Here is a 13145-nt window from a genome sequence, read left to right on the forward strand (position 1 = left end):
CTTAACGATCGCTTGTCAACACTTTATTTTAAAATGTTTTTTCGCAATCATCTCACTGCGCTTTCGCGCCCCTAAGACAACTTTATTATTCTACTACGTTGCTAATCACTTGTCAACTACTTCTTTAAAAACTTTTTTGATAAGCTTTTTATCAGCAGTTGTTTGCGTATCAGACAACTATTAATACTATACGCGCTTTTTAAAAAATGTCAACACTTTCTTTTTGTTTATTCTTCAAAACTCACGAAAGCTGTTGTTTGTAAGGTTTCTAGCAAGCCATGTAACTTGTTTGCTGGCACAAAGGTTAGTTGATTATCCAATGCCGTTGTAATCGCAGCCATGTCTGTGACTTCAAAGGAATAAAGTGATAGCAGTTGGCCATCTGTTTTCACACTGGTCAATTCACCTAAACGCCAGTTGTCAAAATCCGCCAATCCCATCTTTTTTAATTCTCGTAAAACAACCCCTAAAGACGTTTCTTGATTGTGCCGATGCATTTTGGCTGTGAAAAAACGATAGTCATCGCCCTGCTTTTCAACCAAAAAGTAAGGTAAGTTATTCTCATAAGCAATTGCAGTTGCAGCGATAAGTGACATGTGCTCTCCTTTATTGACCAATACGTGCCAATGCTTCAGCTACCCATTGATCCCGATGTTCAGCAATTGGCGCAAAGCCATAGTTCAAATAGTTGTTCGTCCAAAAATGTTTTCGCAAATTGATATTCTTCGGTAAAACAGGTAATGGCAACAAGCTATCTTGACGTAAAGACAGACTGATTTTATTCGTGTATTGTTCGATATCTAACACTGTGACAACCACTTCTTTACCAATTTCCAATTCGTTTTTCAAATCACGCACAACGCCTGACCGGCATTCAGAAATATGAATTAACCCTTGCGTATGGTCGTCTAGCATGACAAATGCACCATAAGGTTGAATCCCTGTGATACGCCCTTTCAGCTTTTGTCCAATATGATAAGTCATAATTTAAATCCTCATTACCATTATAACAAAAAAAGCAGACGCTTAGTCTGCAATTTCAATCGTTTCAATTTTAACATCTTCGCGTGGCTTATCATACATATCAACTGCGACACCCGCAATTTTATCCACAATATCCATCCCCGCAATGACTTGGCCAAAGACACTGTGCTTTCCATTAAGCCAAGGTGTCTCTTCTGTTTGTACAATGAAGAATTGTGACCCATTTGTGTTAGGGCCAGCATTAGCCATCGACAACGCCCCACGGACATTCAATAGTTTATCTGAAAATTCGTCAGCAAAGCTACCGCCCCAAATACTTTCACCGCCCATACCAGTACCTTCAGGATCGCCACCTTGAATCATAAAGTCGCGAATAACACGGTGGAAAATGCCGTTATCATAGTAACCGTTCTTGGCATGTGTCGTGAAGTTTTCGACAGTCTTTGGTGTCAAATCAGCAAAAAGCTTGATTTGAATGTCGCCATGGTTTGTTTTAAATGTTGCCACTGGTCCTGGGTAGTTGGCAGCATCTTGTTGTGGATAATCTATCATGATATGCTCCTTTTTACACTTATCATTTTCAATTTAAAAACACCCGATCCGACATCAACATCGTGCGATAGGTGTTTTTTGAGTGTTCTCATTACGTCGGTTAAACTTGATCTTCTAATTCAGGGTCAATAATAACGTCGCCATTTTCGATTTCTTCTAATGCTTGACCAACTGACTTATTCGAATTAAACTTCTCTTGCGTTGCAGGCAGTCCCGCGTCTAATTCCCGGGCACGTTTTGCCCCGAGGGCAATCAACTTATAACGTGAGTCAACTTTTTCAAGCAACTTATCAACGGATGGATAAAGTAACATGGTAATTCTCCTTATAGTGTCTTTTCAAAAACGCGGGCAACGCGTAAGCGCTCAGCCGTAATAATGGCCTTGATGCGGTCAACAGCGTGAATGACTTGATCATTTTCAACAGCATAGTCATAGTTGATCATTTGTTTCAATTCATCACGTGCGGCTGCAACACGCTTTTCAATCACTTCTTGTGAATCTGTCCCCCGACCGACTAATCGTTCGCGTAAGTTCGTCAAATCAGGTGGTGTCAAGAAAATATAGATCCCTTCCGGCATCTTCGACTTGACTTGCAGTGCGCCTTGAACATCAATTTCCAAAAATACATCACGGCCACTCGCCAAAGTCTCGTCGATGAAACTTTTCGGTGTGCCGTAGTAGTTATTCACATATTGGGCATATTCAAGCATGTCCCCGTTGACAATTTTTTCTTCAAATTCATCACGAGAAACAAAAAAATAATCTTCACCATCAACTTCGCCAACACGCGGTTGACGTGTTGTTGCTGAAATCGAATATTGAAAATCAATGCCATCTTCTTCAAAGATTGCTTTGCGCACAGTTCCCTTACCTACACCAGAAGGGCCTGAAAGCACAATTAGTAAACCACGCTGCGTCATCATTTATCCTCTTTACGTACTAATGATAACATTATACCGGCTTTCCCCTTGATATTCAACGGTTACTCGTGCATTCACAAAATCGGAATATTTGTTCCCATGGACAAGATTAGACGTTATCCACATTACACCCTGTTTTATCAACAATCTTATACCCGAACATCAAAATAAACGACGCCATTTTAAATTTAGGGGTTGCTTTTTTGAACGTTTGTTCGTATGATATAGATATCGTATGATTCAAGGAGCAAGTTTATGCAAAATTATCTTGTACACCAACCCGTTGCATCGCAACTACAATATCATATGCGTCGCCTTAAAAAAATGTTCACGCCTAAAAAGCGTGTGCCTTTGAAGCGCCAATTGACCGCTGACGAATTAATTGTGCGTTTAACAGCCGCATTGAATTCAGAGTCAGTGGCCACAATTCAAGTTAATAACTCATTACTCGCCGAGGACGTAACTGATTTTTCAGGTTACGTGTACCAAAATGACCACGGTGAAATATTAGTCCAATCGCCACAAACACATCAAATGACAATCATCTTACCGGGTACTATCCGCTTTATCTCACAGTAAAAAGCCGCGCAATTGCGCGGCTTTTTTTACATGACTAATTCTGCCAATTTGTCATCTGACAATTGCCCAAGGCGGTAGTTGAGTGCGGCGACGTCAATATAGCGATCAATCGCAGCAGTACCTGTGAGGAACTGTCTTAACCCTTGAATGTCTTGCTTCTCACTTAGGAAAGTCAGATAAGACTTCACTTCGCCACCAATACCATCTAAGTTTTCCCATTGTGGCGCCCAGTATTCAAAAAGGTGTGCCGATGCCAACCCATTAAACATTGCTGGTTCCCATGTCTCATGAGTGGCCTGATATTCTGAAGCGATCCCCTGATGAAAACCACGTAACATCCCGACGACATTTTCGCTAACCACGTCCTTGATTGATGCTGCCTTGAATTGGGCTAAGCGCTTATCCGCATAGGCTAATTCTTCTTGCACTTGCGCTTGGGTGAGTGCGGGAGTATGCACTGTCACATCAGCAGCCCCTTTTAACGGTTGCAGCTGCGGTGCTAACCCTCTAAAGGTCTCAGCAATGACCGACAAATTAAAATGGTCGTCTTGATCGTCTGCCTGTAAAAACTTAAATTGGAGATCATCAATAGCCGAAGAGGTCTTCATCATTTCAGCAACATCTTTTCCCTGCCACTTAAAGAAATTAATCGCCATGACGGTGCGCATAATCATGCGCCAGAAGTTAATATCAAACTTTGGGGCCTGAGCAACAAAACGCTCATTGACACTGCCCTCTTTCACGATAAATTGTTGCATATCATAAAGGACTGGTACCAACATGACAAAATAACGCCAATCACGATCGTCACTATTCACCAAGGCCGCTTGCATCACTTCATTTAACTTGACCACCGCACGTTCATTACTGGTAAACTGTGTGAAATTATGATTGACCATCATCGCAATCACATCATCTAAAAAGAATGACGCCACTTCAAATGTTTCCGGCGCATACTTTTGATGATGGGTTAAATAATAACGGGCTCGCAAAAATCCGGCAAACTCATTGTAATTGAATTCAGGCAACTTATGCTTGTTCAAAAACTTTTGTTGTTGCTGGCGATGCTTGATATTTTTAATTTGTGCTGACTTACCTTGTTTCATGCTGTCGTGTGGTCCTTTCTCTCGACTTTAAATACTGAGATCCAAACTGTACTTACCATTACCAAATTCGCGCAAACGGAACTGAAAGACTTGGGTCTCTCGTTCAAGTGCCGGCGTGGCAACACTCGCCTGTTGCTTCCCGGCAAGTTCAGCTACCTCAATGGCGGCATTAATTGCTGACATGACCGGTGCAAAAGCCTTGGTATCTGCCGAAACATAAAACATATCGGCATTGCCATAGGTTGCTGATTTACGCACCAGATTAACTGAAATCTTGTAACGATTTGCCTCAAAAACAATATGATTATAATTAAAATCGTGTGCGTAGTGGAAGAGGGATGATAAAAATGCCCCTGCGTCAAACTTTTCTTTTGCCATATTTATGCGACGTTTCTTGCAACGCCATTCCTTTAACTTAAATTCATTCTTTACCTATTGTACAGATAAATCATGCCGCTGACCACTGATTGCCCCGATTTACTTCAAATCAATTGCACAAACTGCAGCACATTGGCCTGTCAATGTGCAAATCATCATCGGTTTGAATAAAATATTACGTTTGTAAATTATTTGTAGTTTCCAGTAATTTAGCGTAGACTAGAAAGGTATTTTTAATAAATATCTTGGTAACGTTGTTATAGCAATAACTGCTTACCAAAAGTCAATTGGAGGACTATCTTGGAAGACAAAGGAAAGACATTTCTCGGTCAACCTTTAGGGTTATTAACTTTATTTATGACCGAAATGTGGGAGCGTTTCTCATATTATGGTATGCGTGCAATCTTGCTTTATTACATGTGGTATCTCATCAGTACCGGTGATTTGCATATTACTCGAACAACTGCCGCATCAATTATGGCAATTTATGCCTCAATGGTTTATCTCTCAGGCGCAATTGGCGGATTCGTCGCCGATCGTTTGCTCGGGGCGCGCCCATCAGTATTTTGGGGTGGCGTCTTGATCATGCTTGGGCACACCGTCTTAGCGATGCCGTTTGGCGCAAGCGCCTTGTTTGGTTCAATCATCTTAATTATTTTGGGTACTGGTTTCCTAAAGCCTAATGTATCTACTTTAGTTGGGACAATGTACACGGAAAATGATCGCCGCCGCGATGCCGGCTTCTCAATTTTCGTGTTTGGTATCAATTTAGGGGCCTTCTTGGCACCACTTGCCGTTGGCGCTGCCCAAGAAGCAGCTGGTTATCACGTTGCCTTTTCGTTGGCTGCCATTGGCATGTTGATTGGTTTAATTGTTTATCATTTTGGTGGGCTTAAGACATTGGATCCACAATATTTAAAGCCAACTGATCCGCTAAAGCCAGAAGAAGTAAAACCACTCATTTTAAAAGTAAGTTTGGGCGTTGTCGGCTTAATTGCCGTCATCGTGATGATGAATCTGGTTGGTTGGAATTCACTACCTGACTACATTAATCTATTAACGGTTGTGGCCATTCTCATCCCGGTCTTTTATTTTGTTTGGATGATTGCTTCAACCAAGGTCACACCGACCGAACGGTTGCGCGTGGTCTCTTATATTCCACTCTTCATCGCAAGTGTTTTGTTTTGGGCAATTGAAGAACAGGGCTCTGTTGTGTTAGCAACTTTTGCCGCAGAACGTGTGGATGCTTCATGGTTCCCTGTCTCATGGTTCCAATCCTTAAATCCACTCTTTATTATGTTGTACACGCCTTTCTTTGCATGGCTTTGGACGGCTTGGAAGAAAAACCAACCCTCTTCACCGATGAAGTTTGCCATTGGCTTAATGTTTGCCGGCCTCAGCTTCTTGATTATGGCTGTGCCTGGCGCACTGTATGGTACGAGCGGTAAAGTTTCACCATTATGGTTAGTTGGCTCATGGGCCCTCGTCATTATTGGTGAGATGTTGATTTCACCCGTTGGTTTGTCAGTCACTACGAAGTTGGCCCCTAAAGCCTTTAACTCACAAATGATGTCGATGTGGTTCTTGACATCTGCTGTTGGTTCGGCTTTAAACGCCCAACTGGTGACGTTATATAATGCTAAAAACGAAGTTGCTTACTTTTTCTATTTCGGCTTAGGTTCTGTTCTTCTGGGCGTCATCTTAGTCTTTATTTCAAAACGTATTCAAGCTTTGATGCAAGGCGTTCAATAAAAAAAGCTCACATGATGTGAGCTTTTTTTAGGCCTTATTTTTTGTCTGATCGACTTTTTCTGCTACTTTATCGGCGGTTTTTTCAGCATTTGCCGTAACTTGTTGTGTTGTCTCAGCCACTTGGTCGGTCGTCTTGTCCGCCACGCTTTCTGCTGCCACTTGGGCTTCTTCGGCCAAATCACGAAGCGCTTCATCTAACGTTAAGTCATCCTGCGTCAATTCAATGTCTTGCGTGTTAAACTTGTCGCGCAAATCGCTCAAAGAGGTTTGTGCCTTGTCAACATAGGCCAGTGCAGCATCTCTCGCCTTATTAACCAATGGTGTCGCTTGATCGCTCAAATGCTTCACTTGATCGGCCGCCAAATCGATTTGTTCACTATACTTATCTTGACTCTTGGCTTTTAGTTCGCTGGCCTTTACTTTAGCTTTTTCTGTCACATCCCCAGCAAAGTCAGCTGCGGCATATGCCGCATCATAAGCTGATTCTCGTAATGATTCAGATGTTTCAGTTGCTTTAGCCTTCAATTCATCTTGCCGATACTTTGGCAACGCTTTAAATGCAGCATAGGCTGCTGCCCCTGCAGCAACGCCAATGAAAAATCCTTTTACTTTTGACATTTATTTTGCCTCCTTTTTTGCTGACTTCTTGTGGCCGTACTTACGCATTGCAGACCTGGCAACAGAAGCTGCCATGCCAGTTGCGCCAAATCCTCTGGCAACCTTGCCAGACGAAAACTTACTTGTCACATTTTGTACCGATGCATTCAATTGTGAAACAGTGACAGATAGATCGGCTACTGCTTGTACTGTAGGGTCCAACGTCTTCACTTTACCGTTGACATCATTCAACAGTGTATTGGCGTTGCCAAGAATTTCATTGCTCGAGCGGGCAATCGTATCCACATCTAACGTAATCACCTTGAGTGATTGTGTTAAGCGCATTAAGAATACACCGATAAACAATACCAGTAGTAAGAAAGCGACCGCAAAAATGATAAGTGCCCATTGTCCTGGTTCCATAAATCCCTCCATACAGTGATATTAAATTCGTTTACTGCAGTTTTGTTAAATTTATATGAAAACAATATCGTTTTCATATAGTCTTAGTATAACAAAAAAAGTTACTCAACGAGTAACTTTTGTTTATTAGTGGGCATAATCAGTCGCGCGTGTTTCACGGACAACTGTAATTTTGACATGACCAGGATACTCTAGCTTTTCTTCAACATCTGTCTTGATATCATGTGCCAAAACCGTGGCTTGAATATCCGTTAACTTTGTTGGTTCCACAATCACCCGAACTTCACGCCCAGCTTGAATGGCAAAAGCACTTTCTACCCCGTCATAACGGTTGGCAATCGCTTCTAAATCCTTCAAACGTTGGACATAATTCTCAAGTGATTCGCTTCGTGCCCCTGGACGTGCGGCACTAATCGCATCAGCAGCAGTCACTAATTCAGAAATTGGTGACGTGGCTGGTACATCCCCATGGTGTGATGCAATGGCATTGATCACAGCTGGTTTTTCGTTAAACTTCTCGGCAAGTCGTACGCCCAATTCAACATGGGAACCTTCGACTTCAGCATCTACTGATTTACCGATATCGTGTATTAATCCAGCGCGCTTCGCAAGCGCGACATCCATTTTAAGCTCTGCTGCCATCATTCCCGCAAGTTTTGCGACCTCGATTGAATGTTGGAGCACATTTTGACCATAAGACGTCCGATAATTCATTCGTCCAATCATTTTAATCAAATCTGGGTGCAGGCCGCGTAAGCCAAGCTCAAAGACGGCTGCCTCACCCTTTTCCCGAATCGTTTCATCAATTTGTCGACGGGCCTTTTCAACGGTTTCTTCAATCCGTGACGGATTAATCCGACCGTCAGCCACTAACGCATCCAATGCCATCTTGGCAATTTCACGTCGAACAGGGTCAAACCCACTCAAGACAACTGATTCTGGTGTGTCATCAATGATTAAATCAATTCCTGTTAATGATTCCAATGTACGAATATTCCGACCTTCACGACCGATAATTCGGCCCTTCATGTCTTCGCTTGGTAAGTGAACAACAGAAACCGTCACATCAGCGACAGCGTCTGCTGATGAACGTTGAATGGCCTGAACGATAATGTTACGCGCCCGCTTTTCTGCTTCACTTGTCGCGTCGTCTTCAGCTTCTTTCACTAAAGCGGCGCGTTGACGTACCAAACTTTGTTTCGTTTGACTTAAAATTTGTTCTTTTGCGGCAACAGGTGTCAATTGGGCGATTTCTTCCAATTTTTCTTGTTGGGCCGCTACCAAATCATCAGCAACTGTTTTCTTTTGATTGGCATCATCCAAACGTTGCTGGACTTGGTTTTCTTTTTGAATCAATTGCGCATCACGCTGATTCAAGGCCGCATCTTTCTTGTCGAGGTTCGAGATACGATCTTCAAGCCGTTGTTCTTGTTGCTGCAACTGCTTTTGACGGTCTTTGAAATCTAAATCCACTTGATTACGATAATCTTGGGCCATTTCTTTTGCGTCAGTTTTCGCTGCACGTGTGAGACTTTTAGCTTCTTTGTTTGCTTGTTCAAGAATGTTAGCTGCAATTTGCTTCGTCGAGTTAATTTGTTTGTCATCTTGCCAAAGATGACCATAATAACCCGCAACGAGACCAATTACAATTGCGAAGAGCGCTGAAATGAGTGTTACTACCATAGGTATCATTTCCTTTCAGCTTGTGAAATTTTAACTATTTCACATATATTAAGTATAGCCGTAAACCAGCCTAACGTCAAACCCCAAGCACCCGCAACCCTTAATGTTTCAAACGGCGGCCAAGTTCACGTTCTTGGTCACGGCGTTTGATATCCTCACGTTTATCATACTTCTTTTTACCACGGCCAATTCCGATTAATACTTTGGCAAAACCATGCTTTAAATAAACTTTCAGCGGGACAATCGTCACGCCCGGCATGGCGGCCGCACGGTTCAAAGTACTAATTTCACGCTTGTGCAATAATAATTGGCGTGTACGCACAGGGTCGACGTTAAACTGATTGCCTTGTGCGTAGGCAGCAATCGTCACATTGGTTAACAGGGCTTGGCCATCATGAATCGTGACAAACCCATCCCCGATGGTGATCTGACCCGCACGAACGGATTTGATTTCCGTGCCAGTCAACGCCATACCAGCCTCAAATGTTTCCTCAATGGCATAGTTAAACCGTGCCTTCCGATTTTGGGCCAGATATTTTTCTGTATTTTGTGGCTTTTTGGCCATCTTGATTCCCTCCATCAAGTCATCTGCAAATTATCTTGGCAAACGCTTAGAAATTTCGCTTGGCATCACGCTTTTGACCTTGTTTTGCATCCAAGTTGCCGCGACGTTGGCGTGGGCCTTCAGACTTGCCACGTCGCTCGTTTTTACGTCGTTCTTCACGATTGCGCCCTTTACCAAATTTACCATTTGTTTTTGAAGCCACACGGATATCTGTCGTTGGGGCACTTTCTGGATCAACGAGGATAAAGTCAACCGTGCGCTCTTCCTTATTCACACGCAAAACTTTCACACGCACTTTTTGGCCAATTTGGAAAATCCGATGCTTTGAACGTCCAATTAAGGCCGCATGTGATTCATCATATTCGTAGTGATCATCGGTCAAATTAGAAATATGCACCAGGCCTTCAACCGTGTTTTCAAGACTGATAAACAAGCCAAACTTCAAAGCTGAATTGACCACACCATCAAATTCCAAACCGACCTTATCGAGCATATACTCTGCTTTTTTCAACGCATCAACGTCACGTTCCGTATCGACCGCCCGACGTTCACGCGTACTCGTGTCTTCGCCAATTTGGCCAAGTTTATCAGCATACTTCGCTTGGGCCTCGACGCCATAACCATGGCTTTGATACCACTTAATTAAACGGTGTACCGTCAAATCAGGATAACGACGAATTGGCGACGTAAAGTGCGTATAGTATGATGCCCCGAGGCCAAAATGACCGACTGGGTCCGGTGAATACTTGGCTTGTTTCATCGCCCGCAGCATCATGGTAGAAATCATTTGTTCAGCTGGGTCGCCTGCAACATCAGCCATTAATTGTTGCAACATCCCTGGTGTCACCTTGCTTGGATCACCATAAACAGGATGCCCCAATGCTTTAGCAAATTCAAAGAATGACTTGGCCCGCTCCTCATCTGGTGTTTCGTGAATACGATAGAGGAATGGCACTTCTAACTTATCAAAATGTTCTGCCACTGTTTCATTGGCTGCCAGCATGAAGGATTCAATCATGCGCTCTGCTGTGCCACGTTCACGTAGCTTAATATCAATTGCTTTTCCTTCGCCATCGACAATAATTTGTGCCTCGGGTGCATCAAATTCGATTGCTCCCCGTTGCTTGCGCATGTTATACAAAATTTCATGTAGTTCACCCATCACTTTAAACATTGGGGTCAACTGGGCATACTCTTCTTGGACAAAGACATCACCTTCAAGAATCTTGTTCACCGCATCATAGGTCATACGGGCGTGGGACTTAATTACTGATGTATGCAAACGATGGTTCACCACACGACCTTCGGGATTGATCTCCATTTCAGCCGACATCGCTAAACGGACGACGTTTGGATTTAATGAGGCAATACCATTTGAAATATTACGCGGTAACATTGGAATCACGCGATCCGTCAAATACACAGAAGTCCCACGTGTGTAGGCTTCAGCATCGATTGTTGAGCCTTCTGTCACATAATGTGAGACATCAGCAATATGCACGCCCAAATGATAATTCCCATTATCTAATTTCCAAGCAACAACCGCATCATCAATATCCTTGGTATCTGCGCCATCAATAGTCACTAAGGTTTGTTCTGTGAGATCTTCACGGCCGGCCCAATCAGATTCTGGGACATCCACTGGAATCTTTGCCGCATCATCAAGGACTGCTTGCGGGAATTCGCTTGGGACTTTCTTGGCGTAGACAATTTGTAAAATATCCATGCCCGGTTCATCTTTATAGCCGAGCGTTTCTGTGACTGCAGCCACAAGTTCACGTGGATGTATTTTATCTGGGAAACGTGAGACCTCTGCCACGACAATTTGCCCGTCATTTGGTGTGAGACCATCCCCACTCACCAATACTTTAAAGCCCATGGCTTTTTTATCGCTGAGTTTGATTTCACCAATCATCCCTTTGGCTTCCGAACCAAGTGAAAACGTGCCGACCACGCGTTCAAATGCGTGCGTTAATATTTCTTCGACTTTACCTTCTGGGCCACGATCTGGGGCCGGGGCGGGCTTCACTGTTGAAACTCGCACCGTATCCCCTTGCATAGCTTGCAAAGTGTTTTCAGGATTAATAAAAAAGTCCGGTAATTCACTATCATACTTCACGAAACCAAAGCCTTTATCATTGGCACGATATTCGCCGATGACATAGCCAGCATTGACGTTATATGAGAATTGGCCGTCTGTTTCGATGGCTTCACCGTCACGCACAAGCGCATGCATCGCGTTAACGACCTCTTGATATGCAGCGGCTGAATTCATCCGCAGCCCATCGGCCATATTTTGTGCAGTAAAGGCTTGCTCGCGGTTAGCCTTTAAAAAGCCACCAATTTGAGATTTTAATTGTTCTAATGCCATATTTTTTCCTTCTATATTTTTCCAAAATAAAAAGTCAGTCTACAAAAAGAGCAAACTGACCTTTATTAATTTTAATGTGCTGATAAGTACATGAGGGCAAAGCCAATGATGAACCAGAGCCCGCCTAAAATGGCAGTAGCACGGCGCATGACAGCTTCAAACCCGCGTGACTTACGTTCGGCGAATAAATCGCCAGCACCACCCGACAAAGCGGACAATGCATCTTGTTGTTTACTTGGTTGCATCATGACTGTCACAATGAGCAAGAAACCCACGACAATCAAAGCAACGGTGAGTATTTGTGCCACAGTCATAACCCCTACTTTAAATCATTAATTCTTATTATAACAAAGAATCCTACGCTTTGCACAGAAACATTCAGACGTTTACTGCACGTCACTTCGACGAACTTAGTTGCCGGCTGCCAAGCTAAACATCAAAATGCCACCAGCGATGGCCACATTCAAGCTTTCTGCTTGCCCTTGAATTGGGATATACAAATTAGCCGTGGTCTTAGCTGCCAATTCATCGGCCATGCCTTGGCCTTCATTTCCAACAATCAAGGCAAATTGCGTACTTGGTTGCACTTGACGATAAGACTGTGCTGATTCATCCAATTGTGACCCGTAAACTGGCAAATCATTGGCTGTCAAAGCATCGGCCCATTCATTCAAATCACCGTTTAGAACTTCCAAATGGAATTGTGAGCCTTGCATTGCCCGAACAACCTTTGGTGAATAGGCATCAGCTGTGCCTTCACCAAACACGACCCCTTTAAAGCCAGCAGCATCTGCAGTACGCACCAAAGTCCCCACATTACCTGGATCTTGGATTTTATCTAACAACAACCAAGCCCCATCGTGAACGTAACTTGGGTCAAACGTCTTGTCTGGTAATGATATTTCGGCAAAGATTCCTTGTGGTGTGTTTGTACCGGCAATATGCTTGGCTACTTCTTCGCTAATTTCAAAAGCCGGAACACCATGTGGGACATCTGGTAAATGTTGCGCCATTTGCGCTTCAGTGGCCATCACGGCGTGGAACTTTGCTTGTGCTTTAATGGCTTCTTCAACTAAATGCCAGCCATCAAGTAAGTATGTTTTATTCTCTGTCCGGCCTTTTTTAGTGGCAAGCTTGGCCCAAGCTTTAACACGGCTATTTTGATTTGATAAGATACGATCCATTATGATCTCCTTCTGTTCTCTTTAGAACTGACAAAAGTACGCCAAGTGAC

The 13145-nt window shown here is 43.3% G+C and carries 16 protein-coding genes; 2 read left to right on the forward strand and 14 right to left on the reverse strand.

From position 1 onward, the window contains the following. Positions 1-227: 227 nt before the first annotated feature. The 5 genes from HF966_RS07555 to gmk all read right to left on the reverse strand — a co-directional run bounded on the left by HF966_RS07555 (position 228) and on the right by gmk (position 2457). A complete protein-coding gene (locus HF966_RS07555; RefSeq protein WP_168677592.1) occupies positions 228-596 on the reverse strand; it encodes a hypothetical protein in 369 nt (122 codons plus the stop codon). A gap of 10 nt (positions 597-606) precedes the next feature. Continuing rightward, positions 607-984, reverse strand: coding sequence for a CvfD/Ygs/GSP13 family RNA-binding post-transcriptional regulator (locus HF966_RS07560; protein ID WP_168677594.1), 378 nt, complete (start codon positions 982-984; stop codon positions 607-609). A gap of 42 nt (positions 985-1026) precedes the next feature. After that, positions 1027-1536: a peptidylprolyl isomerase gene (locus HF966_RS07565; RefSeq protein WP_168677596.1), complete on the reverse strand. Its 510-nt coding sequence runs from the start codon at positions 1534-1536 to the stop codon at positions 1027-1029. Between the two features lie 100 nt (positions 1537-1636). Beyond that, the gene (rpoZ, locus tag HF966_RS07570; RefSeq protein WP_168677598.1) at positions 1637-1849 is read right to left on the reverse strand and encodes a DNA-directed RNA polymerase subunit omega; all 213 of its coding nucleotides are present in this window, start codon (positions 1847-1849) and stop codon (positions 1637-1639) included. A gap of 11 nt (positions 1850-1860) precedes the next feature. Beyond that, positions 1861-2457 (reverse strand): guanylate kinase, encoded by a 597-nt coding sequence (gene gmk / locus HF966_RS07575; protein ID WP_168677712.1) that lies wholly within the window; start codon positions 2455-2457, stop codon positions 1861-1863. Between the two features lie 255 nt (positions 2458-2712). Between gmk and HF966_RS07580 the strand changes: the two genes are divergently transcribed. Continuing rightward, positions 2713-3036 carry a hypothetical protein gene (locus tag HF966_RS07580; RefSeq protein WP_168677600.1) on the forward strand — a complete coding sequence of 108 codons (324 nt, stop codon included), beginning with the start codon at positions 2713-2715 and terminating at the stop codon, positions 3034-3036. A gap of 26 nt (positions 3037-3062) precedes the next feature. Here HF966_RS07580 and HF966_RS07585 read toward each other — a convergent pair whose 3' ends face one another. Together HF966_RS07585 and HF966_RS07590 are read right to left on the reverse strand one after the other, a co-directional pair. Continuing rightward, positions 3063-4142 carry a metaphase chromosome protein 1 gene (locus HF966_RS07585; protein ID WP_168677602.1) on the reverse strand — a complete coding sequence of 360 codons (1080 nt, stop codon included), beginning with the start codon at positions 4140-4142 and terminating at the stop codon, positions 3063-3065. A 27-nt stretch (positions 4143-4169) separates the two neighbouring features. After that, positions 4170-4520: a hypothetical protein gene (locus HF966_RS07590; protein WP_168677604.1), complete on the reverse strand. Its 351-nt coding sequence runs from the start codon at positions 4518-4520 to the stop codon at positions 4170-4172. A gap of 300 nt (positions 4521-4820) precedes the next feature. Between HF966_RS07590 and HF966_RS07595 the strand changes: the two genes are divergently transcribed. Beyond that, positions 4821-6272 (forward strand): peptide MFS transporter, encoded by a 1452-nt coding sequence (locus tag HF966_RS07595; protein ID WP_168677606.1) that lies wholly within the window; start codon positions 4821-4823, stop codon positions 6270-6272. 27 nt (positions 6273-6299) lie between these two features. On the opposite strand, the gene HF966_RS07600 is transcribed toward HF966_RS07595, so the two are convergent. The 7 genes from HF966_RS07600 to HF966_RS07630 form a co-directional block, all read right to left on the reverse strand. Further along, positions 6300-6890 (reverse strand): hypothetical protein, encoded by a 591-nt coding sequence (locus HF966_RS07600; RefSeq protein WP_168677608.1) that lies wholly within the window; start codon positions 6888-6890, stop codon positions 6300-6302. Continuing rightward, on the reverse strand, positions 6891-7292 hold the full coding sequence (locus tag HF966_RS07605; protein WP_168677610.1) for a DUF948 domain-containing protein: 402 nt from the start codon (positions 7290-7292) through the stop codon (positions 6891-6893). Between the two features lie 126 nt (positions 7293-7418). Next, the gene (gene rny / locus HF966_RS07610; protein WP_168677612.1) at positions 7419-8975 is read right to left on the reverse strand and encodes a ribonuclease Y; all 1557 of its coding nucleotides are present in this window, start codon (positions 8973-8975) and stop codon (positions 7419-7421) included. Between the two features lie 100 nt (positions 8976-9075). Then, positions 9076-9540, reverse strand: coding sequence for an SsrA-binding protein SmpB (smpB, locus tag HF966_RS07615; RefSeq protein ID WP_168677614.1), 465 nt, complete (start codon positions 9538-9540; stop codon positions 9076-9078). Between the two features lie 46 nt (positions 9541-9586). Further along, complete coding sequence (gene rnr, locus HF966_RS07620; RefSeq protein WP_168677616.1) at positions 9587-11911, reverse strand: ribonuclease R; 2325 nt, start codon at positions 11909-11911, stop codon at positions 9587-9589. Between the two features lie 71 nt (positions 11912-11982). After that, the gene (gene secG, locus HF966_RS07625; protein ID WP_281418517.1) at positions 11983-12219 is read right to left on the reverse strand and encodes a preprotein translocase subunit SecG; all 237 of its coding nucleotides are present in this window, start codon (positions 12217-12219) and stop codon (positions 11983-11985) included. A 102-nt stretch (positions 12220-12321) separates the two neighbouring features. Next, the gene (locus tag HF966_RS07630; protein ID WP_168677621.1) at positions 12322-13095 is read right to left on the reverse strand and encodes a TrmH family RNA methyltransferase; all 774 of its coding nucleotides are present in this window, start codon (positions 13093-13095) and stop codon (positions 12322-12324) included. Positions 13096-13145: the final 50 nt, after the last annotated feature.

This window comes from Leuconostoc holzapfelii, assembly GCF_012396485.1.
GTDB classification, from domain to species: Bacteria; Bacillota; Bacilli; order Lactobacillales; family Lactobacillaceae; genus Leuconostoc; species Leuconostoc holzapfelii.

Bases quoted from the DNA above. Each gene is read 5' to 3' on its own strand.
- HF966_RS07555 (WP_168677592.1), bottom strand. From the start codon at position 596: ATGTCACTTATCGCTGCAACTGCAATTGCTTATGAGAATAACTTACCT.
- HF966_RS07560 (WP_168677594.1), bottom strand. From the start codon at position 984: ATGACTTATCATATTGGACAAAAGCTGAAAGGGCGTATCACAGGGATT.
- HF966_RS07565 (WP_168677596.1), bottom strand. From the start codon at position 1,536: ATGATAGATTATCCACAACAAGATGCTGCCAACTACCCAGGACCAGTG.
- rpoZ (WP_168677598.1), bottom strand. From the start codon at position 1,849: ATGTTACTTTATCCATCCGTTGATAAGTTGCTTGAAAAAGTTGACTCA.
- gmk (WP_168677712.1), bottom strand. From the start codon at position 2,457: ATGACGCAGCGTGGTTTACTAATTGTGCTTTCAGGCCCTTCTGGTGTA.
- HF966_RS07580 (WP_168677600.1), top strand. From the start codon at position 2,713: ATGCAAAATTATCTTGTACACCAACCCGTTGCATCGCAACTACAATAT.
- HF966_RS07585 (WP_168677602.1), bottom strand. From the start codon at position 4,142: ATGAAACAAGGTAAGTCAGCACAAATTAAAAATATCAAGCATCGCCAG.
- HF966_RS07590 (WP_168677604.1), bottom strand. From the start codon at position 4,520: ATGGCAAAAGAAAAGTTTGACGCAGGGGCATTTTTATCATCCCTCTTC.
- HF966_RS07600 (WP_168677608.1), bottom strand. From the start codon at position 6,890: ATGTCAAAAGTAAAAGGATTTTTCATTGGCGTTGCTGCAGGGGCAGCA.
- HF966_RS07605 (WP_168677610.1), bottom strand. From the start codon at position 7,292: ATGGAACCAGGACAATGGGCACTTATCATTTTTGCGGTCGCTTTCTTA.
- rny (WP_168677612.1), bottom strand. From the start codon at position 8,975: ATGGTAGTAACACTCATTTCAGCGCTCTTCGCAATTGTAATTGGTCTC.
- smpB (WP_168677614.1), bottom strand. From the start codon at position 9,540: ATGGCCAAAAAGCCACAAAATACAGAAAAATATCTGGCCCAAAATCGG.
- rnr (WP_168677616.1), bottom strand. From the start codon at position 11,911: ATGGCATTAGAACAATTAAAATCTCAAATTGGTGGCTTTTTAAAGGCT.
- HF966_RS07630 (WP_168677621.1), bottom strand. From the start codon at position 13,095: ATGGATCGTATCTTATCAAATCAAAATAGCCGTGTTAAAGCTTGGGCC.